Source organism: Massilia paldalensis (genome assembly GCF_044901715.1).
In the GTDB taxonomy this organism is placed as follows: domain Bacteria; phylum Pseudomonadota; class Gammaproteobacteria; order Burkholderiales; family Burkholderiaceae_D; genus Telluria; species Telluria paldalensis.
Genome location: NZ_JBJCIU010000002.1, coordinates 571,464 through 596,157 on the forward strand (window position 1 = coordinate 571,464; position 24,694 = coordinate 596,157).

Annotated in this window: 22 protein-coding genes and 1 riboswitch; of the genes, 15 read left to right on the top strand and 7 right to left on the bottom strand. The window is 66.8% G+C overall.

Annotation, left to right across the window (positions count from 1 at the left end; translation table 11 throughout):
- Positions 1 to 77: 77 nt before the first annotated feature.
- The 3 genes from ACI1V7_RS12310 (at position 78) to ylqF (ending at position 3,250) form a co-directional block, all read left to right on the top strand.
- Positions 78 to 953, top strand: coding sequence for a hypothetical protein (locus ACI1V7_RS12310; protein WP_404532040.1), 876 nt, complete (start codon positions 78 to 80; stop codon positions 951 to 953).
- Positions 943 to 2,148 carry a choice-of-anchor X domain-containing protein gene (locus tag ACI1V7_RS12315; protein ID WP_404532041.1) on the top strand — a complete coding sequence of 402 codons (1,206 nt, stop codon included), beginning with the start codon at positions 943 to 945 and terminating at the stop codon, positions 2,146 to 2,148. Before ACI1V7_RS12310 ends, ACI1V7_RS12315 begins: the two co-directional genes overlap by 11 nt.
- Positions 2,149 to 2,302: 154 nt before the next feature.
- On the top strand, positions 2,303 to 3,250 hold the full coding sequence (gene ylqF / locus ACI1V7_RS12320) for a ribosome biogenesis GTPase YlqF (RefSeq protein ID WP_404532042.1): 948 nt from the start codon (positions 2,303 to 2,305) through the stop codon (positions 3,248 to 3,250).
- A 42-nt stretch (positions 3,251 to 3,292) separates the two neighbouring features.
- On the opposite strand, the gene ACI1V7_RS12325 is transcribed toward ylqF, so the two are convergent.
- From ACI1V7_RS12325 to ACI1V7_RS12335, 3 genes are all read right to left on the bottom strand, one after another.
- Positions 3,293 to 4,111, bottom strand: coding sequence for a DODA-type extradiol aromatic ring-opening family dioxygenase (locus ACI1V7_RS12325; protein WP_404532043.1), 819 nt, complete (start codon positions 4,109 to 4,111; stop codon positions 3,293 to 3,295).
- Positions 4,112 to 4,261: 150 nt separating this feature from the next.
- Positions 4,262 to 5,194 (bottom strand): hypothetical protein, encoded by a 933-nt coding sequence (locus ACI1V7_RS12330; RefSeq protein WP_404532044.1) that lies wholly within the window; start codon positions 5,192 to 5,194, stop codon positions 4,262 to 4,264.
- Complete coding sequence (locus ACI1V7_RS12335; RefSeq protein ID WP_404532045.1) at positions 5,191 to 7,443, bottom strand: M1 family metallopeptidase; 2,253 nt, start codon at positions 7,441 to 7,443, stop codon at positions 5,191 to 5,193. The genes ACI1V7_RS12330 and ACI1V7_RS12335 overlap by 4 nt, the downstream gene beginning before the upstream one ends.
- A 125-nt stretch (positions 7,444 to 7,568) precedes the next feature.
- Positions 7,569 to 7,804, top strand: a riboswitch (cobalamin riboswitch).
- A 79-nt stretch (positions 7,805 to 7,883) separates the two neighbouring features.
- Here ACI1V7_RS12335 and ACI1V7_RS12340 point away from each other — a divergent pair.
- From ACI1V7_RS12340 to ACI1V7_RS12355, 4 genes are all read left to right on the top strand, one after another.
- Positions 7,884 to 9,857, top strand: coding sequence for a TonB-dependent receptor family protein (locus ACI1V7_RS12340; RefSeq protein ID WP_404532046.1), 1,974 nt, complete (start codon positions 7,884 to 7,886; stop codon positions 9,855 to 9,857).
- 314 nt (positions 9,858 to 10,171) lie between these two features.
- Complete coding sequence (locus ACI1V7_RS12345) at positions 10,172 to 10,834, top strand: thiol:disulfide interchange protein DsbA/DsbL (RefSeq protein ID WP_404532047.1); 663 nt, start codon at positions 10,172 to 10,174, stop codon at positions 10,832 to 10,834.
- A 16-nt stretch (positions 10,835 to 10,850) separates the two neighbouring features.
- On the top strand, positions 10,851 to 11,258 hold the full coding sequence (locus tag ACI1V7_RS12350; protein ID WP_404532048.1) for a hypothetical protein: 408 nt from the start codon (positions 10,851 to 10,853) through the stop codon (positions 11,256 to 11,258).
- Positions 11,259 to 11,329: 71 nt separating this feature from the next.
- On the top strand, positions 11,330 to 11,995 hold the full coding sequence (locus tag ACI1V7_RS12355; RefSeq protein ID WP_404532049.1) for a thiol:disulfide interchange protein DsbA/DsbL: 666 nt from the start codon (positions 11,330 to 11,332) through the stop codon (positions 11,993 to 11,995).
- On the opposite strand, the gene ACI1V7_RS12360 is transcribed toward ACI1V7_RS12355, so the two are convergent.
- A complete protein-coding gene (locus ACI1V7_RS12360; protein WP_404532050.1) occupies positions 11,996 to 13,324 on the bottom strand; it encodes an ATP-binding protein in 1,329 nt (442 codons plus the stop codon).
- Between the two features lie 357 nt (positions 13,325 to 13,681).
- Here ACI1V7_RS12360 and ACI1V7_RS12365 point away from each other — a divergent pair, with 357 nt between their 5' ends.
- Both ACI1V7_RS12365 and ACI1V7_RS12370 read left to right on the top strand, forming a co-directional pair.
- Positions 13,682 to 14,536: a MipA/OmpV family protein gene (locus ACI1V7_RS12365; protein ID WP_404532051.1), complete on the top strand. Its 855-nt coding sequence runs from the start codon at positions 13,682 to 13,684 to the stop codon at positions 14,534 to 14,536.
- A gap of 2 nt (positions 14,537 to 14,538) precedes the next feature.
- The gene (locus tag ACI1V7_RS12370; protein ID WP_404532052.1) at positions 14,539 to 15,213 is read left to right on the top strand and encodes a hypothetical protein; all 675 of its coding nucleotides are present in this window, start codon (positions 14,539 to 14,541) and stop codon (positions 15,211 to 15,213) included.
- A 123-nt stretch (positions 15,214 to 15,336) separates the two neighbouring features.
- On the opposite strand, the gene ACI1V7_RS12375 is transcribed toward ACI1V7_RS12370, so the two are convergent.
- A complete protein-coding gene (locus tag ACI1V7_RS12375) occupies positions 15,337 to 16,023 on the bottom strand; it encodes a response regulator (RefSeq protein WP_404532053.1) in 687 nt (228 codons plus the stop codon).
- A gap of 238 nt (positions 16,024 to 16,261) precedes the next feature.
- On the opposite strand from ACI1V7_RS12375, the gene ACI1V7_RS12380 reads away from it, so the two are divergent.
- Complete coding sequence (locus ACI1V7_RS12380; RefSeq protein ID WP_404532054.1) at positions 16,262 to 18,184, top strand: alpha/beta hydrolase family protein; 1,923 nt, start codon at positions 16,262 to 16,264, stop codon at positions 18,182 to 18,184.
- Between the two features lie 72 nt (positions 18,185 to 18,256).
- Here ACI1V7_RS12380 and ACI1V7_RS12385 read toward each other — a convergent pair whose 3' ends face one another.
- The gene (locus ACI1V7_RS12385; RefSeq protein WP_404532055.1) at positions 18,257 to 18,835 is read right to left on the bottom strand and encodes a superoxide dismutase; all 579 of its coding nucleotides are present in this window, start codon (positions 18,833 to 18,835) and stop codon (positions 18,257 to 18,259) included.
- Positions 18,836 to 18,966: 131 nt separating this feature from the next.
- Complete coding sequence (xseA, locus tag ACI1V7_RS12390) at positions 18,967 to 20,328, bottom strand: exodeoxyribonuclease VII large subunit (RefSeq protein WP_404532056.1); 1,362 nt, start codon at positions 20,326 to 20,328, stop codon at positions 18,967 to 18,969.
- A 1,222-nt stretch (positions 20,329 to 21,550) separates the two neighbouring features.
- On the opposite strand from xseA, the gene ACI1V7_RS12395 reads away from it, so the two are divergent.
- The 5 genes from ACI1V7_RS12395 to kdsB are packed head-to-tail and all read left to right on the top strand — an operon-like array spanning position 21,551 to position 24,572.
- Complete coding sequence (locus ACI1V7_RS12395) at positions 21,551 to 22,156, top strand: MotA/TolQ/ExbB proton channel family protein (RefSeq protein ID WP_404532057.1); 606 nt, start codon at positions 21,551 to 21,553, stop codon at positions 22,154 to 22,156.
- Entirely contained in the window at positions 22,156 to 22,611 is a 456-nt protein-coding gene (locus ACI1V7_RS12400) for an ExbD/TolR family protein (RefSeq protein WP_404532524.1), read from the top strand. Before ACI1V7_RS12395 ends, ACI1V7_RS12400 begins: the two co-directional genes overlap by 1 nt.
- A gap of 18 nt (positions 22,612 to 22,629) precedes the next feature.
- Positions 22,630 to 23,658 carry a tetraacyldisaccharide 4'-kinase gene (gene lpxK / locus ACI1V7_RS12405; protein WP_404532058.1) on the top strand — a complete coding sequence of 343 codons (1,029 nt, stop codon included), beginning with the start codon at positions 22,630 to 22,632 and terminating at the stop codon, positions 23,656 to 23,658.
- The gene (locus ACI1V7_RS12410) at positions 23,639 to 23,812 is read left to right on the top strand and encodes a Trm112 family protein (protein ID WP_404532059.1); all 174 of its coding nucleotides are present in this window, start codon (positions 23,639 to 23,641) and stop codon (positions 23,810 to 23,812) included. The genes lpxK and ACI1V7_RS12410 overlap by 20 nt, the downstream gene beginning before the upstream one ends.
- Before the next feature lie 7 nt (positions 23,813 to 23,819).
- Positions 23,820 to 24,572 (top strand): 3-deoxy-manno-octulosonate cytidylyltransferase, encoded by a 753-nt coding sequence (kdsB, locus tag ACI1V7_RS12415; protein WP_404532060.1) that lies wholly within the window; start codon positions 23,820 to 23,822, stop codon positions 24,570 to 24,572.
- Positions 24,573 to 24,694: the final 122 nt, after the last annotated feature.

Below are 24,694 nucleotides of genomic sequence, written 5' to 3' on the forward strand. Positions count from 1 at the left end.
TTCCGATGTGCCCTCGGGCGCGAACCACCGCGCTCCGGCGCCGTCCAACGCTGGCATGGGGCGATGGAGGAGGGGATATGGGACTGCTGCGCGCGTTCGCCGCGCTCTGCCTGCTCGCGGCTGCGGGGCTGGCGTCGGCGACCAACTACACGCTGTGGATCAACGGCCGCACGGGCGGCGGCATCGTCGGCAACTACGACAGCTTCACCTACTGGGGCCCGGCCTCGACGCCGGCCGGCGTCAACAAGAAGGCCGTCAACTGGGACGGGCGCAGCAGCATCGCGGCGGCCAGCCCGCGCATCCGCGACGCCCTCGACTGCTTCTGCACGGGCGCCAACTGGTGCTATGTCGCCACGCACAGCGCCGGCGACCTGCTGTTCGGCTACACGCTCGCGAACTATGGCGGCTCCACGCGCGTGAAGAAGAACGCGGTGGCGAACGGCGCCGGCGTCTGCGGCAACCTGGACGGCAGCACGCAGACAGGCTGGAACATCAGGTGGGTGCGCGCGGCGGCCGGCTCCGGCGGCGGCTCCGAGCTGGCCGACATCGGTTCCTGGACGACGTCCGAATCGCTCGTGCAGGACCTGCGCACGACGACCGCGCGCGCGATGTACGACCACAACGCCACGCGCGGCATCTGGTTCTACATGTATGCGGGTGCCCGGGGGACGGTGTACTCGAGCATCCTGCCGGGCCAGGACGACGAGGTCGAGGCCTACCACAGCGCCGGCGGCGTGTCGGGCAGGTCGGGCGCGGCCTTCTGCAACCCGGGCGACTGGTTCTGCAACGACCTTACGCTGGGCGCAGGGCCGAACCAGGGCGGCCGCGCCAAGTGGGCCTACCACGAGGTCGTCTTCCGCGACGACGGCGAGGACTACCGCCACTACACGGAAGGCAACTGGGGCGGCGTCGTGTCCCTGGTCAGGGAGGCGATGGTCGACAGTGCGCGCTAGACCCCTCGTCGCCGCGGCGCTGGCGCTGGGCGCGGCGCTGTGGCTGACGGCGGACCGCGACGCGCCTTCCGCCGGAGCGGCCCAGGCGCGCGCGCCGGCCGCACCGCCGGCCACGCCGCTGTCGCCGATTCCGCCCGCGCCTCAGGTGCCCGAGGCACGCGACGCTCAGCGCCGCCGCCTGCTGGCGCAATGGCAGCTGGCCGACCGCACGTATTGCAGCTATGCGGCGGCGACCCGCTATCCGCCGGAATCGCGCCCCATCGCCGAGCGCGCGGACCAGGACCGGCCCAACGACCCGGTGATGTCGGCGGGCGCGCTGCGGCTGGACGGCGGCGGCGCCGACGAGCGCGTGCAGGTGCGCACGTCGCAGTCGCGCGTCTACCTGGCCAGCGGCGAATCGGCCACGCTCGCGCTGCAGGCCGCCGACGCAGGCGGCAACGTGCTGCCGCTGGTGGTCACCCGTGCCGTGGCGCAGGGTGTCACGATCGTCGGCACGCGTCCGAACGGCCAGTTGGCGATCCCGTTCGCCGACGACGGCGCGGCGCCCGATGCGAGGGCGGAGGACGGCGTCTTCACGGGCATGCTGGCGCCGGGCCACGGGCCGCTGGCTGGGTTCGACGGCACCATCCGCACCGAGGTGCGCTTCAACGCCGGCGGCAGGAGCGGCGTGGTGCAGTTCGACGTCGTGTATTCGCCGCAGCTGCCGGCCGTGTGGACGGGCCCCGCGCGCGAGGTGGTCGAAGACGGCGCGCTGGCCTTCCGCCTGCCGCTGGACGTGCGCCAGGCCGGCCGCTACATCGTCAGCGGCCGCGTCGACGACGCGCTCGGCCGGCCATTCGCGCTCCTGACCTTCAACGAGGTGCTGGGCCCGGGGCCGAACGAGGTCCTGCTGCCCGCGTTCGGCAAGCTGGTGCGCGACGGCCAGGCCGCGCTGCCGCTCACGCTGCGCGACGTGGAAGGCTACCTGCTCAGGGAAGACCGCGACCCGGACCGCGCGCTGCTGCCGCGCCTGCAGGGCAGGGTGGCGACGGGGACCGTGCGCGATCCCGGCGGCCTGTCCGACGCCGAATGGCAGAGCGAGGAAAGGACGCGCTATCTCACCGAGTTCGCCCGCGAACTCAAGGAGACACGTTCCCGTCTGGCCGCCTTCGACCCCACCGCGCCCCTGCCGCCGAGCGCCTGCGCATCGCCTTGACGATGCCGCACAGTGGTCGCACAGTGGTCCCACGGTGGCCGCCCGGCGCCGTTGTTTCCCGTCCCGTCGACCGTGCTTTCCCGCCATCTGCCGCCGTTCATTGTCTCGCGCCAGCGTAAAATAGCGGTTTGAAGCAGAATTTTAGAGATCAAGCATGTCGATACAATGGTTCCCGGGCCACATGGCCGCCGCCCGCAAGCAGGCCGCGGAGCAGATGGAAAACACCGATGTGGTCATCGAGGTACTGGATGCGCGCCTGCCGCAGGCGAGCAGCAACCCGATGGTCGAGGAACTGCGCAAGTTCCGCAACAAGCCCTGCCTGAAGGTATTGAACAAGACCGACCTGGCCGACCCCGCCGCCACCGCCGCCTGGGCCGCCTGGTACGACGCCCAGGACGGCGTCACCGCGTATCCGATGACGACCAAGAAGCCGGCCGACGTGGCGAAGATTCCCGAGTTGTGCAAGGCGCTGGCGCCACACCGCGGCGTGCCGACCAAGCCGCTGCGCATCATGATCATGGGCATTCCCAACGTGGGCAAGTCGACGCTGATGAACGCCCTGCTGAAGAAGCGCGTGGCCAAGGTCGGCGACGAGCCGGCCGTCACCAAGGCCCAGCAAAAGCTCTACCTGGACAAGAACACGGTGCTGGTCGACACCCCGGGCATGCTGTGGCCGAAGATCGCGATGGAGAGCGACGGCCTGATGCTGGCCGCCAGCCACGCCGTCGGCACCAATGCCGTGATCGAGGAAGAAGTGGCGGAATTCCTGGGCGGCTTCCTGCTCGAGCGCTATCCGCAGCTGCTGACCGCCCGCTACGGCTTCAAGACCGAGGGCCTGGACGGCTTCGGCGTGATCGAAGGCGTGGCCCAGAAGCGCGCCTTCCGCGTGCGCGGCGGCGACTACGACTATGAAAAGGCGGCGCACACGCTGCTGGTCGACTACCGCAGCGGCGCGCTGGGCCGCATCAGCCTGGAAACCCCGAGCAGCCGCGCCGAGGCGCTGGAACGCCACCGCATCGAGATGGAAGAAAAGGCGCGCATCGCGGCGGAGAAGGCGGCGCGCAAGGCCGAGGAAGCGGCGCGCGGCAAGCGCGGCACTTGATATCCCGGGTGCCGGTTCGTCGCCGGCTCCGGGCACCGTACCTCATTTCTCCGGCGCTGCCCCGAACCTGAAACTCGACACCGTCAATCCGCCGAAGAAATGCTCTTCGTGGTACACGCACGCCGTCTCTTCCCGTTCGGCGGCACCCAGCACCACCCACAGCGGCACCAGGTGATCCTCGCGCGGATGCGCGTGGCGGGCGTACGGGGCCTCGCTCCAGTGCAGCAGGGCCTGCTCGCGGTCCTCGGGCGACAATTCCAGCAGCACGTGCTGCAGCCAGGTGTCGAAGGCGCTGGAGGCGAGGGCGCCGCCCTGGCCGAACAGGCGCAGGTTGTGGAAGGACAGGCCGCTGCCCAGGATCAGCACGCCCTCGTCGCGCAGCGGCGCCAGGGCGCGGCCGACGGCCAGGTGGGTGGCGGGGTCGTAGTCGCGGCGGATCGACAGCTGCACGACGGGGACGTCCGCATCCGGATAGATCGGGGCCAGCATCGAGAAGGTGCCGTGGTCGAAACCGCGCTCGGCGTCGAGCGTGGTCGGCTGGCCGGCGTCGTTCAGCAATTGCGCCACGCGCGCCGCCAGTTGCGGGTCGCCCGGCGCCGGGTAGCGGATCTCGTAGGTGTGCGGCGGGAAGCCGCCGTAGTCGTAGATCATGCCGGGCGCGGCGCCGGACGAGACCTTGAACCCGCCCTCCGTTTCCCAGTGCGCCGTCACGACGAGGATCGCCTTCGGGCGCTGGCCGACCTGGCGGCGGATGTCGACCAGGGAGGCGGCCAGCTTGTCGTAGGTGGGGCCGTACTGCTCCTTCATCCATGGCCACGGGCCGCCTCCGTGCGAGACGAAATAGGTGGGCAGGTGGGACATGGCGGCTCCTTCGACGGCTTGAAAGCGTCCATGGTAGCCGATCCGCGGGGCGTGCGTTGGGCGGTGGGCATGTGATGCCCATCCTACGGGGCCGCGGGAGGAAATTGGGCCCCCGCCTGCGCGGGGGCGACGGTTTTTCGGTCGAGCTTCCTAACGCGCCAGTGCCATCAGCGCCGCCAGGCGCGCGCCGCGCATGCATCCCAGCACGACCACGCCCAGCTGCGTCAGCAGGAAGGCCGCCACGGTGCCGCCCGCGCCCAGCGCCGGCACGTGCATGCGGGCCAGCAGCAGCGCGGCGGCGACGGCCAGGCCGATGGCCGTGACGACGACGTAGCTGCCCAGCACGGACACGGGGCGGCGCAGCAGCAGCTTCACGCCGCCCCACCAGGCCAGGAACGCGGAGCGGCGCTGCGGCGCGTTGCCGAGGATGGCGCGGCCGGCATCGATGCTGGCGTGGACGAGGACCAGCAGGATCACGGTCGCCACCATGGCCAGGTGCGAGGCGTGGCTGGCGTCCGCTTCCAGGATCGCCGTCTCGGCCGTCTTGCCGGCGGCATTGAAGGCCATGCCGGCGACGGCACCCGCGATCCCCAGCGGCACCACGGCCCACACCAGCATGCGCAGCAGGCGGCCGTAGTGGGCGGCGCCGGCGGACAGCAAGGGTACGAAGCGCAGGCGCTGTGGTGCCTGTTGCTGGGCCTGTACGGCGGCCATGGTCATGCCCGTCAGCAGCGGGGACAGCAGCAGCGTCAGCGCCAGCGCGACGATGCCGCCGCTGCCCAGCGCGGCGCCGTGGCGTTCGCGGCCGACCACCAGCAGGTCCGAGATGGCCAGCATGTCGAGCTTCTCGGCCAGGCGCGCGGCGTGGACCGAGTGGTCGAGGCTGGCGGACAGCAACTGCCACAGGGGCAGGGCGGCCACGATGGTCGGCAGCAGCAGCAGGATCGCCCACCACAGCAGCAGGCGCCATTGCAGGGCGGCGCCCGTGCTGCGCAGGGCGGTGGCGAAGCCGGCGCGGCGCGGCAGCGTGGCGTGGTGGGAGGCCAGCGAAGGGGCTTCCAGGGTCGAATGGGTGCTCATCATACGTTCGCGACCAGGGAAAGAAGGTACTGGACGACGCTGGCGACATCCATGCTCCAGCGCCGGCTGGCGCTGCCGTCGGCCTCGATGGTGCGGCTGTCGTCCAGCTTGCTCGTGTCGAGGTAGTGGACGCGCTGCGGGTCGAGCTCGGCCGAGACGGCCCTGGTCGGCCTGGTCCAGCTGAACTTGTGCCATTTTTCGTTGGCGTCCCAGCGCACCGTCTCGCTGCTGCCGTCGGCGAATTTCACGACCAGCGTCTGCGGCACGGCGGCGCCGTAGCGGCGCACCAGCACCTCGGTGCGGTAGGGGTAGGGGCCCGTGCCTTCCCTGGCCTTCGGATGCGCCTTCTTCCATTGCGCGCGGGTGTCTTCGATGCGCTTGTCGAGGTCGGCCTGCTTGTCCTCGACCCAGTTGGCGCCGGCCTGGCGCGTGCCCGGGACCGGCAGCACTTCGCGGCTCGTGAGTTCGCCGATGCGGTCGTCGATCCGCGCGCTCGCATACACCTGCTGGTCGAACATGGCGTCGATGGCGGCGCGCTGGCCCGTCACCTCGGCCAGCGTCTCGCGCAGGTCGGCCGCGCTCGGGTGGCGGAACTTCCAGCGCCGGTAGTATTCCTTGAAGGCGCGTTCGGTGGCTTCCTTGCCGATCCGCGCTTCCAGGTCGCGCATCAGGATGGCGGTGCGCGTGTAGACGGGGCCGATGTCCTGCAGGCGGTCGTAGGCGTTCTGGCCGACGGGGTCGGCCGGGTCGTTGCGCGGCGCGGCCAGGCGCTCGACGTCGAACACGGGGAAGCTCGGCGCGAAGCCCAGCTTGCGCAGGCGCGGCGTGGTGGCGAAGATCGCCTGGCCACGGTCGCGCAGCATGCGGTCGTCCCAGAATTCGTTCAGGCCTTCGTCCAGCATCGGTTCCTCGAATTCGTTCGAGGCCAGGATGCCGTAGAAATAGCCGTGGCCGAATTCGTGGATGGTGACGAAGTCCAGGCCGTACTGGTTGATGGTGCCGGGATCGACGTTGGCGTAGCCCTCGGCCGTGAAGAAGGTCGGGTATTCCATGCCGCCCGCTTCCTCGGCGTTGTGCGGCGGGATCACGACGGTCAGCGTCTTGTACGGATAGGGCCCCAGCGTGTTCGAGAAATAGGTCAGCGAATCCTTGGACGCCTTCAGCGCCGGTTTCGCGCTCGCCTCGTATTCGGGCGGATAGAGCACGGTGATGGTCACGGGCGGGCTGCCCGGACCGGTCCAGGTGTCGACCAGCGGTTTCGCGGTGCGCTTGTCGGCCGTCCAGGCGAAGTCATGGACGTCGCCCTGCACGTAGCGATGGGTCAGCATGCCGTTCTTTTCCACCGGCGCGCCCTGGCGTTCGCCGGTGGCGCCGACGGTATAGGCCTTGGGCGCCGTGATGCGCACGTCGTAGCTGCCGAAGTCGGCGTAGAACTCGGAATTCAGGTGGAACTCGTGGACGTTCCAGCGCGGCGCGGTGGCGCCCCGTTCGCCCGGCAGTTCCAGCACGCCGATCTTCGGGAACCACTGGCCCACCAGGTGGAAACTGCCGAAGTAGCCGGTGCGCGCCATCACGCGCGGCAGCTTGGTTAGGAAGTCGATGTCCAGCGTCGTGGACGCGCCCGGCGCCACGGCGGCGGGCAGGTCGAAGCGCACGACGGTGTGGTCGGTGGCGGGGCCGTTGTCCGGGTGGACGAAGGTCCAGGGCACCCTGGCGCCGGCCTGGGCCACCGATTGCAGCGCGATGTGGCCCCATTCGCCTTCCTTGATGTCGACGCCGGAGCGGAACGCGGCGTCGCGCTGCAGCTTCTCGGTGAAGAAGGTGCTGCCGCTGCCTTCGAAGGCATTCATGTACAGGTGCAGGTAAACGCTTTTCACGGCCACCTGGCTCCGGTTGCGCCAGGTGAGCTTCTGGCGGCCTGTCACCGTGTGCTTGTCCGGGTCGAGGGTGGCGTCGATGTCGTAGTGGACGACGCGGTCGGACAGCGTCGCTTCCGTGCCCGTGCGGATCCCGCCCCAGGCATCCGGGCTGCTCGCCACACGCACGGCGGCGGCGTCCGGTGCGGCCAGCGCGATGCCGTCGGCGGACGGGGCCGGCGCCGCGGGAACGGCGGCGGACGCGGCCGATGGTGTCGCGGGCGCGGCCAGGTGGTTGGCGGCGATGGTGACGCCCACGGCGCCCGCTGCCAGCAATACGCCGATGGCGCCGGCGCGCAGCCAGCCTCCGGGCGTCGGGTTGAAACGCAAACGCATGCAAGAACCCCTTCGTATCATGTTGTTGTGACGACTATAGAGGAGTTGCCGGGCGAACAGGCGGTTTTTGCGATGGAATGCGCGAAACCCTGGCTGGAATGCATGGGAGGACGGCGAATGGGCAGGTATAATTCGCCGGTTCTGGTGCTCCCGCGCGTCTCGCGCAAGTTAAACGGGAAACATGGAGCGCGTCCGCCCCCGGCGACGCGCCAACCTGTGCTGCCCCCGCAACGGTAAGCAAGCATCGCCGCATGGCCCCATGCCGCGACAAGCCACCCCGACAGCCACCGCGCCGCGCGCACGGGAAGGCGGGGCGGTCCGTCTTGCCAGCCCGGATACCGGCCAGACGAGGGGGAAGCCGGCCGTGCGCCGCCGCTTCCATGCTTGCCGGCGTGCGGGGACGCGCGCCGGTGCAAACGACCGAATTCGAACAATACTCAATGAACCAAGCTGCCTCCTCCGGTAGCGCGCCGGCCGTCAAGCCGCTCGCGCTGGCCTGCGCCTTCGCCCTGTCCGCCCTGCTGGGCGCCTCCGCCATGGCCCAGTCCGATCCGTCCACCGTCGTCATCACGGGCGCCCGCTTCCCGAGCGTCGACCAGCTCCAGCCGATCGGCGCCACCGTCATCACCCAGGACGACATCCGCCGCGCCGGCGTCAACGACGTCAATGCCGCCATCCGCAAGATCGGCGGCGTGTTCGGCCGCCAGAGCCTGGATTCCTCGCCCGACTTCGCGCTCGACCTGCGCGGCTTCGGCACCAACAGCGCGCAGAACATGGTGATCATGGTCGACGGCGTGCGCCTGAACGAGAACGAACTCGCCAATACCGTGCTGTCGACGATTCCCATCGACACCGTCGAACGCATCGAGATCGTGCGCGGCGGCGGCAGCGTGCTGTACGGCGAAGGCGCCACCGGCGGCGTGATCCAGATCCATACGCGCCGCGCGCGCGAGCAGGGCTTGCACGGTTCCGTGTTCGCCGAGGCCGGGCAGTTCCGCGAGCACGACGTACGCGCCTCGCTGTCGGCCGTCACCGGCCCCGTCGGCGCCGACCTGAGCATCGCGCGCCAGGGCAGCAATAACTACCGCGACAACAGCGACTTCGACCAGACCACGTTCTCGCTGGGCGTGCAGACCCGCTTCGACGGCGGCCGCGCCGGCCTGCGCGTGGAAAGCGCGCGCCAGGATTCGCGCCTGCCGGGCTCGCTGACGCTGGAACAGTTCGACGACAATCCGCGTCAGTCGCTGACGCAGAAGGACTTCGGCTCGCTCGACACCGACCGCGTCAGCGCCTTCGGCGAATACCGCATCGGCAACGTCGACCTGGCCGCCGAACTGTCGCATCGCGAGCGCAGGGTGCGTTCCAACTACCTCACCGACTACACCTCGATCAGCGCCTACGACGGCCGCCAGGACCAGTTCTCGCCGCGCGCGCGCTGGGTCGGCGCCGTCGGCGGCATGCTCGACGAGCTGGTGGTCGGCGTCGACGCGATCCGCTGGAAGCGCGAGACGACATCCGACTTCTCCAGCGCGGACGCGAGCCAGACCTCGAAGGCCGTGTACTTCCGCAACGAGCTGCGCTTCGACCCGGCCCACGACGGCCGCATCGCCATCGGCGCGCGCCACGAGACCTTCGACAAGGACTACGCCGACGTGCTGGCGGGCGCGGCGGCGGAAGACCGCTCGCAGTCGCAGAACGCCTGGGAAGCGCAGGCCAGCTACCGCGTGCAGCCGCTGCTGGAACTGTATGTCAAGGCGGGGCAGAGCTACCGCGTGGCCAACGTCGACGAGAACGGCTACCGCGACAGCGCCGACATCCTCGAGGCGCAGACCTCGCACGACCTGGAATTCGGCGCGACCCTGGGCGACGCCCGGCGCAAGCTGACGGCGCGCGCCTTCCGCCACAAGCTGAACAACGAGATCTTCTACGACCCGACGCTGCTGGGCGGCTGGGGCGCCAACACCAACCTCGACCCGACCCGCCGCGAAGGCGTCGAGATCGACGCCGAGGCCGCCATCGCCCGCGACTGGCGCGCCAGCGCCCACCTGCAGCACGTGGTCGCCAAGTTCACCGACGGTCCGAACGCGGGCCGCGAGCTGGTGCTGGTGCCGAAGAACGTGCTGACGGCACGCGTTTCCTGGGTGCCGGGCAATGGCCAGTCGGCCGATGCCGGCGTGCAGTGGGTCGACAGCCAGCGCTACGGCAGCGACTTCACCAACGCCTGCGCCGCACGCATCCCGTCCTACGCCACCGTCGACGCGCGCTACGCGATCAAGCTGGGCGCCTGGGAACTGGCGGCGGCGGGGCTGAACCTGGCCGACCGCCACTACTTCAGCAACGCCTTCGGCTGCCGCTCCGGCATCTACCCGAGCGACGGCCGCCAGCTGAAACTGTCGGCGCGCTACGACTTCTAACCCCTAATTCGGGGTCAGAGCACAATATCGGGAAAATTCGGGGTCAGAGCACTTTAAGCTAAAGGTTGCATCTTGCGACTTGGTTGGCTGCCCGTCCGCTGATGGCATATCAGGAATCGAACGGCGATACGAAAGTGGCCACAGAACTATTGTCCAAAAATGTGCTCTGACCCCGAATTTGGCCAGAAATGTGCTCTGACCCCGAATGTTGGTTACTTCGGTAAGCAAATGCAAAAATAAGCCCCGGCTAAGGCTGGGCCGCGAAAAAGTGGTAATCTCCGGTCGTTCGATCAACTCACCCTAGAAGGATAACTATGCGTTCCCTGCGTTTTGCCCTGATTGCCGCCAGCCTCGTCGCCAGCACCGCGTTTGCCTCGCCGACGGCGCCGACGAACGGCGTCGAGTACGTGACGCTCGCCCAGCCGCAACCGGTGCAGGCCAGCGGCAAGAAGGTCGAGGTGATCGAGTTCTTCATGTACCACTGCCCGCACTGCAATGCGCTGGAACCGATGTTCGAACAGTGGGTCAAAAAGCAGGGTGACAATATCGTGCTGCGCCGCATCCACATCCCGGCCGGCGGTCCCGCCGATCCGGAAGCGCACCTGTACCTGACGCTCGAGGCAATGGGCAAGGTCGACCAGATGCATGCCAAGGTGTTCAAGGCGATCCACGTCGACCGCGTGCGCCTGAACCGCGACGACACGATCATCGACTGGGCCGCCAAGAACGGCCTGGACCGCAAGGCCTTTACCGACGCCTGGAACTCGTTCGGCGTGACGACCAAGCTGCGCCGCCTGCAGCAGCTCACCACCGACTACAAGGTCGACGGCGCGCCGACCATCGTCATCGACGGCAAGTACCAGACCTCGCCGGCGCAGGTGTACAACTCCACCAAGTCCGGCAACGAGCAGCAGCTGTTCCAGGAAACCCTGCAGGTCATGGACGCGCTCGTCGCCAAGGCTGCAAAAACGAAGTAATGAGCGAAACGATCGAATGAGCGATATCGAAGGCAAGATCCTGAGGATCTACGACAAGTCCAAGCCGGAAGACGAGGACTTGTACGAGTCCAGCCATGTCAACCATGTGGCCTGGGGCCTCGTGGTGGTGCTCGCCGGCCTGGTGTTCTGGCTGGCCATTGCGCTCATCAATGCGGAGAACCAGCGCAATGCGCTGGCGTCGAAGCAGTGCCGGGATCCGCTGTTCAAGGCCGAGATCGACCGCCAGTGCCTGCTCACCGTGCAATCGCGCGAGCACTGGTGGGAGCACCTGTGGTACGGCTTCACCCACGTGAGGCCGGACGATCCGAATGCGGGCCACCGCTACGACCGCCGCAGGGCACCGGCGCAGCAGCAGACGCAGCCACAGACGCGGCCACAGGGCCAGCCTCGGGCCCAGCCTTAAAGATTGCTTAAGTAATATTTCCCGTAGTGAATGGTACGCTTCGGGTTCCTACAAGAATCCGAAGGAACCCCATGCGTCTGCTGCGTACCGCCGTCCTCGGCGCCTGCCTGTCCCTCTCCATCCTCGCGCTGGCGTCGCCGAGCGCGCCCCAGAACGGCGTCGACTACGTCACGCTGGCCCAGCCGCAGCCCGTGCAGGCGGCCGGCAAGAAGGTCGAGGTCATCGAATTCTTCATGTACCACTGCCCGGTGTGCAATGCGCTGGAGCCGGGACTGGAGGTCTGGGTGCGCCAGCAGGGCGACCGCATCGTGCTGCGCCGCGTCCACTTCCCGTTCACGGGACCGGCCGATCCGGAAGCCCGCCTGTACCTGACGCTGGAAGCGCTCGGCAAGCTCGACCAGATGCACGCCAAGGTGTTCAAGGCCGTGCACGTCGACCGCGTGCGCCTGAACACGGATGCCGCCATCATCGACTGGGCCAGCAAGAACGGCATCGACCGCGCCGCCTTCCTGAGCGCCTGGAATTCCTTTGGCGTGACGATGAAGCTGCGCCAGTTGTCCAAGATCGTGGCGGACTACAAGATCGATTCGGCACCGACGCTGGTCATCGACGGCCGCTACGTGACCTCGCCGTCCATCGTCAACAAGGACCTCAAGACGAGCGACCGCAACACGCTGTTCAATGCCACGCTCGAGGTGGCGAGCAAGCTGGTCGACCAGGCCGCCAAGGCGAAGTGATCAGCCGATCGCGCCGTCCGGCAGGCTGATCACGAAGCGCGCCCCGCCCATGGACGCGCGTTCGGCGACCAGCGTGCCGCCGTGCAGGGCGACCGCCTTGCGCGCGATCGACAGGCCCAGGCCGAAGCCGCCGGTGGCGCGGTCGCGGCTGCGGTCGAGGCGGAAGAACGGTTCGAAGATGCGCTCGCGGTCCTCGTCGGGGATGCCGGGACCGTCGTCCTCGATGGCGATCTCGAGCCGGCCGCCGTTGCGGTGCGCGTGCAGCGCCACGCGGGCGGCCGCGTATTTCTGCGCATTGCGCAGCAGGTTGCCGACGGCGCGCCCCAGCAGGCGGCGGTCGCCGTCGACGCTGCCCAGGCGTTCGCCCAGGTCCAGCACCAGGTGCTGCGGACGCGGATGCAGGCCGTCGGCGCACTCGCGCAGCAGCGGCTCGACGTCGAACGGCACGCGCTGCGGTTCCTTCGCGTTGTCCAGCTTGCTCATCGACAGCAGCTCGTTGACGAGCTCGTTCAGCTCGATGACGTCGCCTTCCATCGCCGCGATGCGCTTGACGAGGGCGGCGCCGTCGATCTCCGGCCCGGCGGCGCGGTCGGCCAGCAGTTCCAGCGCGAACTCGAGGCGCGCGATCGGCGTGCGCAGCTCGTGCGATACGGAGTGCAGCAGGTTCTTCTGCGCTTCCAGCAAGTCCTGGATGCGCCCGGCCATCGCATTGATGCGTTCGGCCAGCGGATACACGGCATCCGTGGGCGCCAGGCGGGCGCGCGCCGACAGCTGGCCGGCGCCGAAGTCGTCGGCCACGCGCGACAGCGTCTGCAGCGCCTGCCAGTGCTTGCGCGACCACAGGGCGATCGGCACCAGCAGCGCCAGCGCCACCACCACGTAGCGCACCACTTCCATCAACAGGGCCTGGCCGAGGTCGATCGGCAATCGCTCGGCACGGATCACCTCTTCGTCGCTGCCGATATAGCGCTCGCCCGTCAGGTCGACGCGCCGGTAGAACGCCTTGTTGGCCGGATCGAGGACCAGCCGCCCCGCATCGAGCGCGGCGCGCTGGCGGCCGGGCAGGGCGCTCCTGGCCTGGGCCAGGGAAATCAGGTCGAAGCGCGCCTCGGAGACCTCGCGCACCTTGTTCAGGCGGCCCAGCCATTCGTCGGCCGGGGCCTGGTCCACGTATTGCTGGAGCAGGAAGATCTGGGCCGAAGCCTGGCGCCGCGCGATGTCATCGAGGGGATCGCCGAACAGGCGCGCGAACACGAAATAGATGACGAACGTCGCCGCCGTGATCGACAGCATCACCAGGACGAAGAAGCGGAAGAACAAACGGTTCACGTCGCTCCCGGCTTACTGGTGGATGGTCGTCAGATCTTGCATGTATGAAATTGTATAGGACGTCAGCGCCGGAGAACCGGGTTTTACAAATTGACGACAAATGGGCGACATGTAGAGGATGAAAGACTTGTGTCCCGTGCGTACGATACATGGCATCAGGTTTTCCGTTTGGCCCACCTGATGCGCGAGCGATGGTGGGCCTTTTTTGATCGCCGGGACGCCTCCCCGTCCGCCCGCCACGCTGACCCGCCCCGACCTTGGTCGATTCACCATGGAAACGACAACGCCGTAAGGAAGTATTGAGAGGAGGGAAACCATGCACGTAGAATGTTGGTTTTCCGAATCATCCGCCCGACCATGAACAAGCTTCTCTTCCTCGCGTTGACCGCCGGCTGCGGCGCTGCCTGGGCGCAGACGCCGGCGACCAATCCGATGCCGGACGGCAGCCGCGACATGTACGTCGGGCTGGGCGTGCAATCGGCACCGCGCTACGAGGGGGCGGATAGCCACAAGGTGTCAGCACTGCCGGTGCTCCAGGTCCAATGGAGCAACGGCCTTTTTATTTCGGGGATGAGCGCAGGCTGGCACCTGACGGATGATCCGACCTTCGAGGTCGGCCCGCTGGTGGCCGTGCATCCGAGCCGCGACGACGAGGGTGCCGGCACCGAGATCGGCGGCGTCGGCGTCACCGATTTCGCCAGCGGCATTCCATCGCCCATCGACAAGCGCCAGCTCCCCGCCGCGCCGCTGAGCGGCATGGACCGGATCGGCGCGCGCCTGCAGGCGGGCGCCTTTGCCAATTACTACCTGAATCCGCGCTGGCGCGTGACCAGCAGCGTGCTGTTCGGCGCCGGCAAGGAGCGCGACGGCGCGCGCCTCGAACTGGGCGTGCAGCGCCTGGGCGTCGTCGACAACGCGCGCCACCGCATGTCGCTGTCTGCCGGGGTGACGGTCGTGAACCGTCGCTACGACGACAGCTATCTCGGCGTCTCGCTCGAGGAATCGCTGCGCAGCCGCTTCCCCGCCTACGAGGCGGCCGGCGGCTTGCATGACGCCCACGCCGGCGTGCGCTGGAACTGGGCGCTGTCGCCGTCCTGGATGCTGACGACCAATGTACAGACGACGCGCCTGCTCGGCAGCGCGCGCCATAGCCCGCTCGTCGAGCGGTCCACCGACACGACGGTTTCGACCGCCATCGCCCTCCGGTTCTGACGATGCGCCCGGTTCGCCCCTTCCTCATCCACATCGCCCTGCTGCTGGCGGCCATTCCGGCCGGCGCACAGGTGCGCGATGGCGAGTGGGCGAGCTACCGCGACGCGTATCGCGCCATGGTCCGCTTCGAGAAATTCGGCGGGCCGAAGAACCTGCTCGTGAGCCAGCTGCAGGTACAGGCGGGCGAGCGCGGCGCGCTGGGCGAGGGCGCCCAGCTGACCGTGAGCGGCAAGACCACCCAGCTGAACCTGCCGCTCGACGCGCTGGGCCGCACCGTATTCCCGCTGCAGAAATCGTCCTACGACGAGAATGCCGTGCTGCAGCTGAACCGCAAGGTGCCGTTCAGCGTGCGCCCGCTGGTGACGATCGCGCTGCGCCCGGACGGCCAGTACGACAGCACCGAGCTGCGCATCGCCTGCGGCCAGGCGCTGGGCTTCGCGCGCTGGCTCGATGCGTCGCGCCAGTCCCAGCAATGCGCGGGCGTGCGCTTCGTGTTCGCGAAACGGGAGCAGTCGGGCGTGCGGGTGCGCCGCGCGGACGGCCAGGAAGTGGCGCTGCCGGTGGCGGCGGGCGATGCGGAAGATGGCTTGCCGGTCGCGACCTGGCGCTTCGGCAGCGAACGGGCGCAGGTGACCACGTATCACGCGCCGCTGGCGATCGTGCCGGTGTTCGATTAATCAGGAAGCAAAAACGACGTCGTCCCTGCGCAGGCAGGGACCCAAGGTGTTCGCGCCGCCGCAACGCACGCGAAATCGGGTCCCTGCCTGCGCAGGGACGACGGTCTTTGCATTAGCGGTTGTTTAGTTCCACGCCGACGGCGAGAACAGATAACCTTCCCCCCACACCGTCTTGATCTTTTCCGACAGCGTATCGTCGAACTTGCGGCGCAGCTTGGAGATGCAGTTGTCGATGCTGCGGTCGAGGCCGTCGAATTCGATGCCGCGCATCTTCTTGAGCAGTTCGTCGCGCGACAGCACCCGCCCCGATGCTTCGGCCAGCACCAGCAGCAGCTTGTATTCGGTATTGCTGAGCACGCAAGGCTGGCCGCGCCAGGTCACGCTGCGGTCGTTGGTCATGATGCGCAGCTGGCCGAACTCGAGCATGCGGGTATCGGGCGCGGCCTTGGTCTGGGTGCGGCGCAGCAGGGCGCGCAGGCGGGCCAGCAGCACGCGCGGCTGGACGGGCTTGTTGACGAAGTCGTCCGCACCCTGTTCCAGGCCCGACACCTCGTCATAGGTATCCTCGCGCGCCGTCAGGATCAGGATCGGCACCTCGGACACGTCGCGGATCTGCCGGCACACCACCATCCCGTCCATGCCCGGCAACATCAGGTCCAGCACCACGATATCGGGAGGATTGGCCTTGAAGTGCTCCAGCGCGGCATCGCCCCGCGTCACGAGGTCGACCGAGAATTCGTAGCCCGACAAATATTCCGTCACGAGATCCGCGAGGCGCGGATCGTCTTCCACCAGCAGTACGCGATACATGAATTTCTCCTTGAGGCCGACATTCTATAAGAGGGGGCGACAAAGCAGCATGTTGGCTGGGTAAAGGTGACAAAATCCTACACTTTCACGACAAATGGAAGAGCTGCTCCCGCTGGTGTTAGTATCCGAGAGATTTTATTTCTGTCTGGTAAGTATGATATCGAATCTTCGATATCAGGATCCTGCCGCCATGCTCCGTATTTCGACTCTATTGGCCACTGCCTGCCTGGCGTGGGCCGTGCCCCTCCCTTCCATCGCGGCGGCTTCCCAGCCCGTGCCGCCTCCCGTCAAGGATTTCTTCACATCGCCACGGTTCGCCGGCGCCCTCCTGTCGCCGGACGGCAGGAACGTCGCCTTGCTGCTCCGTGGGCCGGAAGGCAATATCGTCCTGGCGAACATGTCGGCGGCCGGCGGCCCGGCGCACGTCATCGCCGGCGTGCGCGGCATGGACGTGGTCGGCGTCCACTGGATCAACGACCGGCGCCTCGTGTACTCGGCCGTCCGTCCGGACCTGGAGGACGACGAGCGCGCGCGCAGCCCGGGGCTGCATGCCGTGAACCTCGACGGTAGCAAGCACGTGCTGCTGGTCGGCCATGCCTTGAACACGCAGACGCGCGATCCCGCCTTGCCGCCGAACACGCATTTCCTGAGCAGCACGCACGATGGGTCGGACGACGTCTACGTGGTGCGCTACAACGTTTTCGACGAGGACTTCAAGGGCTACCGGCTGTTTCGGCTGAATACGCACACCGTCAACCTGACCGCCGTCGACGCGCCCAACGGCGTCTCCAGCGTCCTGATCGACGCCGGCGGGGTGCCACGCGTGGCCGCCCGGCGCGAAGCGGGGCAGGTGCAGCTGATGATCAACGACCCCGCGACCAAGGCCTGGCGCGAGCTGGTGGCCTATCCGGGCAACGCGCCGACGACGCTGACGCCGCGCTTCGTGACGCGCTCGGGCGAGGTCTATGTCAGCAGCCGCAACGGCCGCAACACGGTGGGCCTGTACCGCCTCGATACCCGCACCGGCAAGCTCGATCCGGAACCGATGGTGGGGCTGAAGAACTTCGACTTCGACGGCACCCTGATCCTCGCGCCTGACCACGACCGCGTGCTGGGCGTACGCTACGAGACGAGCGAACCCATGACGGCCTGGGCGGACGAGGGCATGCAGCAGGTGCAGCAGCGGGTCGACGCCTTGCTGCCGTCCACGATCAACGAACTGCAGGTGGCCGCCGACGCTGTGGCGGATGCCGTCGTGGTGCGCTCGTATTCCGATACCGAGCCCGGCTTCTGGCAGCTGTACCACATCGGCAGCGGCAAGCTGACCCCGCTGGGAACCAGCATGCCGCAAATCAATCCCTTGCAGATGGGCGAAACCTCCTTCGTGCACATCAAGGCGCGCGACGGCCGCGACGTGCCGGCCTACCTGACGCTGCCGCGTGGAGAACGCAAGAACCTGCCGATGGTCGTGCTGGTGCACGGCGGACCGTGGATGCGCGGCGGGCACTTCGCCTGGAACCCGCAAGTGCAATTCCTCGCCACGCGCGGCTACGCCGTGCTGCAGCCGGAATTCCGCGGTAGCGAAGGTTATGGCTACGACCACTTCATGGCCGGCTGGAAGCAATGGGGCAGGGCGATGCAGGACGATGTGGCAGACGCGGCGCGCTGGGCCATCGGCCAGGGCGTGGCGGACGCGAAGCGCGTGTGCATCGCCGGCGCCAGTTACGGCGGCTATGCCACGCTGATGGGCCTGATCCGCGACCCCGCGCTGTTCCGCTGCGGCGTCGACTGGGCCGGCGTCACGGACATCAACCTGATCTACGACGAACGATTTACCAGCACGTCCCAGGACGCCAAGACCTACACCTTGCCGGTGCTGGTCGGCGACCAGGAAAAGGACGCGGCCATGCTGAAAGCCGTGTCGCCGCTGGAGAACGCCACCGCCGTCACCCAGCCCCTGCTGCTGGCCTATGGCGGCAAGGACCGCACGGTGCCCATCGAGCAGGGAAGGAAGTTCTACGCGGCGGTCAAACGCACCAATCCGCAGGTCGAGTGGATCGAGTACGAGGACGAAGGCCACGGCTGGCGCTACGAGCGCACGCGGATCGATTTCTGGACGCGCGTGGAGGCATTCCTGGCCAGGCAGCTCGGTCCCCGCTAGGCACGGGACAAAAGCAAACGGCCCGCATGCGGGCCGTTTGCCGGGGCGTTCCGGACCTGCCGGAACGGGGTATTACGCGAAGTTCTGGTTCACGAAGTCCCAGTTGACGGTGTTCCACCATGCCTCGACGAACTTCGGACGGGCATTGCGGTAGTCGATGTAGTAGGCGTGCTCCCAGACGTCGCAGGTCAGCAGGGCCTTGTTCTCGGTGGTCAGCGGGGTGCCGGCGTTCGAGGTGTTGGCGATGTCGACGGTGCCGTCCGGCTTTTTCACCAGCCAGGTCCAGCCCGAACCGAAGTTGCCGACGGCCGACTTCTGGAATTCTTCCTTGAACTTGTCGAACGAACCCCATTTGGCATTGATCGCGTCGGCGACCGGGCCGGTCGGCGCGCCGCCGCCGTTCGGGCTCATGCAGTTCCAGAAGAAGGTGTGGTTCCAGACCTGGGCCGAGTTATTGAACACGCCACCCTGGGACTTCTTGATGATGTCTTCCAGCGGCATGTTTTCGAACTCGGTACCCTTGATCAGGTTGTTCAGGTTCGTCACGTAGGCCTGGTGGTGCTTGCCGTAGTGGTATTCCAGGGTCTCGGCCGAGATATGCGGCTGCAGGGCATCCTTGGCGTACGGCAGCGGGGGCAGGGTGTGTTCCATGTCTTGTTTCCTTTATGGGTTGGCAACGAGATGAATCTTGCAAAACGGCCGCTATTGTAATCCGGAACAAAGGATGCTGCTCATCCTTTGCGAAAACGGCAAGATGCGCATTCCGCCAACGTATTCCAGCCTTATTCCAGCAAATCCTGGACGCCATTCACGTTCACTTCGACGCTGCCTTCGGCCAGGCGTACGCGCAGGACGTCGCGCGGCTTGATCTGGCCAGGGGACGTCAACGCCTTGCCCTTGGCATTGCTGACGATCGCATAGCCGCGTTCCAGCGTGCGCTGCGGGTTCAGCAGTTCGAGCTGGGCGGCCAGCGCGCCCAGGGCTTCGCGCCGTCCGCGCAACTGGCCCAGCATGCTGGCCACCAGGTGGCGCTGCTCGGACGCCAGCCGGGCGTGCAGCGAGCGTACGTCCGGGCGGTGGCGCGCCCAGCGCTGCTGCAGCTGGGCCAGCAGCACGCCGTTGCGGTTGATGGGCGCGCGGACTGCATGGGTCAGACCGCTGGCCATGCCCAGAAGTTTCAGGCGCTGATGGGCAAGTTGGCTCGACGGGCTTTGCAGGCGGCGGCTCAGGCCGTCCAATCCCTGGCTGGCGTCGGACAGGATGCGCGCCATCGCCCGGCGCAGGTCGGTGCTGTCCGCGCGCAGGGAAGCGAGCCAGTCGGCGCGCGGCGTGGCGGCCAGCTCGGCGGCGGCGGTCGGCGTGGCGGCGCGCAGGTCGGCGGCGAAGTCGGCGATGGTGAAGTCGGTCTCGTGGCCGACGCCGGAGATCACGGGCATCGAACAGGCGGCGATGGCGCGCGCGACGATTTCCTCGTTGAAGCTCCACAGGTCTTCGATCGAGCCGCCGCCGCGGCACACGAGCAGCACGTCCGCCTCGGCACGGCGCGATGCCGTGGCGATCGCGTCGGCGATGCGCTCGGCGGCGGCCTGGCCCTGCACGGGCGCCGGATACAGCACCACGCGCACGTGCGGCACGCGCCGCCGCAGCGCCGTCAGCACGTCGCGCAGCGCCGCCGCCTGCGGGCTCGTGACGATGCCGATGGTGCGGGCGAACAGCGGCAGGGGACGCTTGCGGTCCTCGTCGAACAGGCCCTCCGCGCCCAGTTTTTCCTTCAGGCGCATGAAGGCTTCGTACAACTGGCCCACGCCGGCACGCCGGATCGCCTCGACGTTGATCTGGTAGTCGCCGCGCGCGCCGTACAGCGTGACGAGGGCACGCACCTCGACCTTGTCGCCTTCGCGCGGCACGAAGCCCGCGTATTGGGCACGGCCGCGGAACATGACGGCGCGCACCTGGGCCGCATTGTCCTTCAGCGTGAAATACCAGTGGCCGGAGGCGGCGCGGGTGAAGTTCGAGATCTCGCCGCCGATCCAGACCAGGGGGAAACTGCGTTCCAGCAGGCGCGCGACCTGCTGGTTGAGGGCCGTGACGGTCAGGACAGGGGGCGCGGCATAGGCCGGGTCGGCGGCGTCGGTGTCGAACATATGGATGAGCTGGACAATCTGTCCACAAAAAAGGTTATGCGAGCTGCGTAAAAAACAGCTCTCCCAAACTAGCAAGTCTCGATGGTAAGCGCCTGATTCTTAACGAAATTTAGCGTTGCCTGATTTCGATGCAGAAATAAAATTTCCTTACAGATCAAACACTTCCGATGCATGGAGGGTAGTTGGCCACAATCTTATCCACAGAAACTGTGAGGAAGTGGACAAGTCGTTCCTGCAGGTTCGTTTGCTCGAAAAACCTGCTCAAAAATTAGTCATGAAGAACTTTTCTCAAAGGAATCAACAACTTGTTGAGCATGGCTAAAGCTTGCGCACATTGTTTTCCACAGTTTGTGTGCACAGCCGGTCAGCCAGGCACCAGACTGCCCAAAAAAGCCGCATGGACTTTTTTCCCTTGCCGATCAAGGACTTCGCTATTCCGAAACGGCCTTGCTCACAATCTTTTCCACACAATCTGTGAAGAAACGCAGGCACGCCGAGCCAGCCCTGCCATGGCATCGAGGGCAAGACTATACCGCAAGCGCAACGCCGGGTGCCTGGCGCGTTGCCGCGGGAGGAGGGCGCGCCATAGTGGCCCGGCTTGCTTAAAATTTAGGCTTGCATTGCTGTTGCCAATGAAATCAATGACTTGGATCCCCGGTGCGCAGTTTGCACACATTGTTTTCCACAGTTTGTGTGCAAAGTCGCGCAGCAACTGGCGACCACGGCCTGTACGTCATATCGACGCTGGATGCTTAAAATTAGTGCAGGAGAGGTTTTCCCTTATAAATCAAGCGACTTGCATACGCTGCGTGCGTTTGCGCACAATTTTGTCCACACAAAATGTGCAGAAGCCAGGGAGCCGACCGGGCTGTCACAGCGTATCCCGCTGCCTCATTTTTCATCTTCAAAATTTATTCTTTAAAAATCAAGGGCTTGTCGACATCAGAAAGGTTTGGACACAATTTTATCCACAGAAATTGTGAGCAACTCTGGGGCGAGCTTGCAAACGGTTCGACGGGGGCGGATGTCGGGGGATGCCTGCCATTCTTTTGGGCAATCGGAAATTTCTCTTAAGAATCAACGTCCTTCACATGCATACGTCGGATTGCGCACATTTTTATCCACAGAAAGTGTGTAGAACTCCACTTGCCGCAATCTTGGCAACACGTTACATTGCGCAATTCCCTTGTCATGTTGTTTTTTACCTATCCAGGAGTTCCATTTGCTCGCCATTCTCCAAGCTGCCGGCTGGCCCATCTGGCTGTTGTTGATTGCCTCGATCATCGCACTGGCGCTGATCATCGAACGCCTGATCTACTTGCGCCGTGAAAAGATCCTGCCACGCCAGTTGCTCGACGAAGTCATCCAGGTCTATCGCGGCGGCAAGGTCACTCCTGACATCATCGACAAACTGCAAACCAATTCTCCGCTTGGCGCCGTCCTGGCGTCCGCGCTGAAGAACGTCGACGCGCCGCGCGACGTGATGAAGGAATCGATCGAGGAAGCGGGCAGGGGCGTCGCCCACCAGCTGGAGCGCTTCCTCACCACGCTGGGGACAATCGCCTCGCTGGCTCCGCTGATGGGCCTGTTCGGTACCGTGGTCGGCATGATCGAGATCTTCGGCGCCCAGAATGCCAGCGGCACCAACCCGGCCCAGCTCGCGCACGGCATCTCGGTGGCGCTGTACAACACGGGCTTCGGCCTGGCGATCGCGATGCCCGCGCTGGTGGCCTACCGTCACTTCCGCGCCCTCGTCGACAGCTTCATCATCGACATGGAACTGCAGGCCGTGAAATTCGTCGACGTCGTCCACGGAGCACGCAAATGATGAACTTCCGCCGCGGCCAGAAACGCGAGGATCCGGAAATCAACCTGATCCCGTTCATCGACGTGCTGCTGGTGGTGCTGATCTTCCTGATGGTGTCCACCACCTACAGCAAGTTCACGGAGCTGCAGATCACGCTGCCGACGGCCGATGCCGAGAAGGCGCTGGACAAGCCGTTCGAGATCAACGTCACGGTCGATGCGAAAGGCAACTACACGGTCAACAACGTGCCCGTGTCCTTCCACGGCGTGGCCGGCCTGGCCGACGACCTCAAGCGCGCGGCCAGCACCGGACCCGACGGCCAGCGCCTGGCGACCCCGGTCGCCGATCCCGTCATCATCGTCAATGCCGACCAGTTCGCGATGCACCAGATGGTGATCAACGTGCTGGAAGCGGCGCGCGTGGCCGGCTACGACAAGCTCACCTTCGCGGCCCAGACCGGCGGCGGGCAGAAATAAGCCGGCAGCAATCCTTCCTTGAGTGCCTCCCTCGAATCGATCCTGACCCGCGCCTGGCTGGCGCGCGGTCCCCTGGCGCTGGCGTTGTGGCCCGTGTCCGTGCCGTTCCGCCTGCTGGCCGCGCTGCGGCGCGCCTGCTTCCGCCTCGGCCTGCTGAAGTCGGAACGCCTGCCCGTGCCCGTCGTGGTGGTCGGCAATATCTTCATCGGCGGTACCGGCAAGACGCCGCTGACGATCTGGCTGGCCCAGCAGTTGCGCGCGGCCGGGCTGCGTCCCGGCGTGATCTCGCGCGGCCACGGCGGGGCGGAAGAGGCGCCGCGTGAAGTGCTCAGCAGCTCGAGCGCGCGCGACGTGGGCGACGAACCCCTGTTGATCGCGGCGCGCGCCGGCTGCCCGGTCGTCGTGGGCCGGCGCCGCGCGCAGGCGGGCCGCCACCTGCTGGCGCTGCACCCGAGCGTGGACGTGCTCATCGCCGACGACGGCCTGCAGCACTATGCCTTGCAGCGCGACGTCGAGATCCTGTTGTTCGACGGGCGCGGCGTGGGCAACGGCTTCACGCTGCCGGCCGGGCCGCTGCGCGAACCGCCGTCGCGGCGCCGCGACGTCACCGTGGTGAATACGCCCGAGCTCACGCCCGCGCTGGCGCAGGCGGTCGGCGGCAGGCCCCGGCAGATGCGCCTCGCGGGCGACGTGGCCGAGCGCCTGATGGACGGCGCCGAGCGCCTGCCGCTGGCCGCCTTCGCCGGCCGACGCATCCTGGCCGCGGCCGGCATCGGCAATCCGGGCCGCTTCTTCGCCATGCTGCGCGACGCCGGCCTGGACGTCATGGAAATGCCGCTGCCGGACCACCACGACTTCCGCGACGACCCGTTCCAGGGCGTCGAGGCCGATGTCATCCTGGTCACGGAGAAGGATGCAGTAAAATGTCGGCAACTTGAAAACATCAACGGCGATCCACGCGTGTGGGTCGTCCCGGTCAGCGCGCAGATCGATGCCGCGCTGGCCGCAACTATCGTGGAGAAATGTCGTGGACGCCCGACTGCTTGATATCCTGGTCTGCCCGCTGTGCAAGGGACCGCTCGACTATGACAAAAAGGCGCAGGAACTGACCTGCCGCCCGGACCGGCTCGCTTACCCGATCCGCGACGGCATCCCGATCATGTGGGCCGACCAGGCCCGCAAGGTCGAGCCGACGCTGTGACCGGCGCATGAGCTTCGTCGTCATCATCCCCGCGCGCCTGGCCTCGACCCGGCTGCCGAACAAGCCGCTGGCCGACCTGGGCGGCAAGCCGATGGTCGTGCGCGTCGCCGAGCGCGCGCGCGCATCCGGCGCCGCCCGCGTCATCGTGGCCACCGACCATGCCGACATCCTGGCGGCCTGCGCCGCGCACGGCGTCGAAGCCTGCATGACGCGCGCCGACCACCCATCCGGCACCGACCGCATCGCGGAAGTGGCGCAGGTGCTGGGCCTGGCGGACGACGCCGTGGTCGTCAACCTGCAGGGCGACGAGCCGCTGATCGACCCGGCGCTGCTGTCGGCCTGCGCGGCGCGCATCGGCGCCGACGTGCCGATGGCCACCTGCGCCCATCCGCTGCACAGTGCCGAGGACGCGTTCAACCCCAACGTGGTCAAATTGTCCCTCGACAAGAGTGGACGGGCATTGTATTTTTCGCGTGCCACCATTCCCTGGCATCGCGACGGTTTTGCGCACGACCGCTCGAAGTTGCCAGAAGGGTATGTCCCGCTGCGCCATATCGGCCTGTACGCCTACCGTAACGACTTCCTGCAGCGCTACCCGCGGCTGGAGGCGTCGCCGCTGGAGTCCATCGAAGCGCTGGAACAGCTGCGCGTGCTCTGGCACGGCTATCCGATCGCCGTGCACGTGACCGACGAGGCGCCGCAAGCGGGCGTGGATACCCCGGAAGACCTGGCACGAGTACAACTTTACTACGCGTCTTGATCCATACGGAAACGGTCTCATACGCCGTCTGCGCAAAGTCAATAGGCTGATAGAACGTCCCCACGAAGTGGCGTCTGGCGCAGCTTTTGTGGTAAGTTTCGTATCGACTTAATTATATTTGC

Excerpts from the sequence above, each read along its gene's own strand:
- ACI1V7_RS12310 (WP_404532040.1), top strand. The coding sequence starts at position 78 with ATGGGACTGCTGCGCGCGTTCGCCGCGCTCTGCCTGCTCGCGGCTGCG.
- ylqF (WP_404532042.1), top strand. The coding sequence starts at position 2,303 with ATGTCGATACAATGGTTCCCGGGCCACATGGCCGCCGCCCGCAAGCAG.
- ACI1V7_RS12325 (WP_404532043.1), bottom strand. The coding sequence starts at position 4,111 with ATGTCCCACCTGCCCACCTATTTCGTCTCGCACGGAGGCGGCCCGTGG.
- ACI1V7_RS12330 (WP_404532044.1), bottom strand. The coding sequence starts at position 5,194 with ATGATGAGCACCCATTCGACCCTGGAAGCCCCTTCGCTGGCCTCCCAC.
- ACI1V7_RS12335 (WP_404532045.1), bottom strand. The coding sequence starts at position 7,443 with ATGCGTTTGCGTTTCAACCCGACGCCCGGAGGCTGGCTGCGCGCCGGC.
- ACI1V7_RS12340 (WP_404532046.1), top strand. The coding sequence starts at position 7,884 with ATGAACCAAGCTGCCTCCTCCGGTAGCGCGCCGGCCGTCAAGCCGCTC.
- ACI1V7_RS12345 (WP_404532047.1), top strand. The coding sequence starts at position 10,172 with ATGCGTTCCCTGCGTTTTGCCCTGATTGCCGCCAGCCTCGTCGCCAGC.
- ACI1V7_RS12350 (WP_404532048.1), top strand. The coding sequence starts at position 10,851 with ATGAGCGATATCGAAGGCAAGATCCTGAGGATCTACGACAAGTCCAAG.
- ACI1V7_RS12355 (WP_404532049.1), top strand. The coding sequence starts at position 11,330 with ATGCGTCTGCTGCGTACCGCCGTCCTCGGCGCCTGCCTGTCCCTCTCC.
- ACI1V7_RS12365 (WP_404532051.1), top strand. The coding sequence starts at position 13,682 with ATGAACAAGCTTCTCTTCCTCGCGTTGACCGCCGGCTGCGGCGCTGCC.
- ACI1V7_RS12370 (WP_404532052.1), top strand. The coding sequence starts at position 14,539 with ATGCGCCCGGTTCGCCCCTTCCTCATCCACATCGCCCTGCTGCTGGCG.
- ACI1V7_RS12375 (WP_404532053.1), bottom strand. The coding sequence starts at position 16,023 with ATGTATCGCGTACTGCTGGTGGAAGACGATCCGCGCCTCGCGGATCTC.
- ACI1V7_RS12385 (WP_404532055.1), bottom strand. The coding sequence starts at position 18,835 with ATGGAACACACCCTGCCCCCGCTGCCGTACGCCAAGGATGCCCTGCAG.
- xseA (WP_404532056.1), bottom strand. The coding sequence starts at position 20,328 with ATGTTCGACACCGACGCCGCCGACCCGGCCTATGCCGCGCCCCCTGTC.
- ACI1V7_RS12400 (WP_404532524.1), top strand. The coding sequence starts at position 22,156 with ATGAACTTCCGCCGCGGCCAGAAACGCGAGGATCCGGAAATCAACCTG.
- kdsB (WP_404532060.1), top strand. The coding sequence starts at position 23,820 with ATGAGCTTCGTCGTCATCATCCCCGCGCGCCTGGCCTCGACCCGGCTG.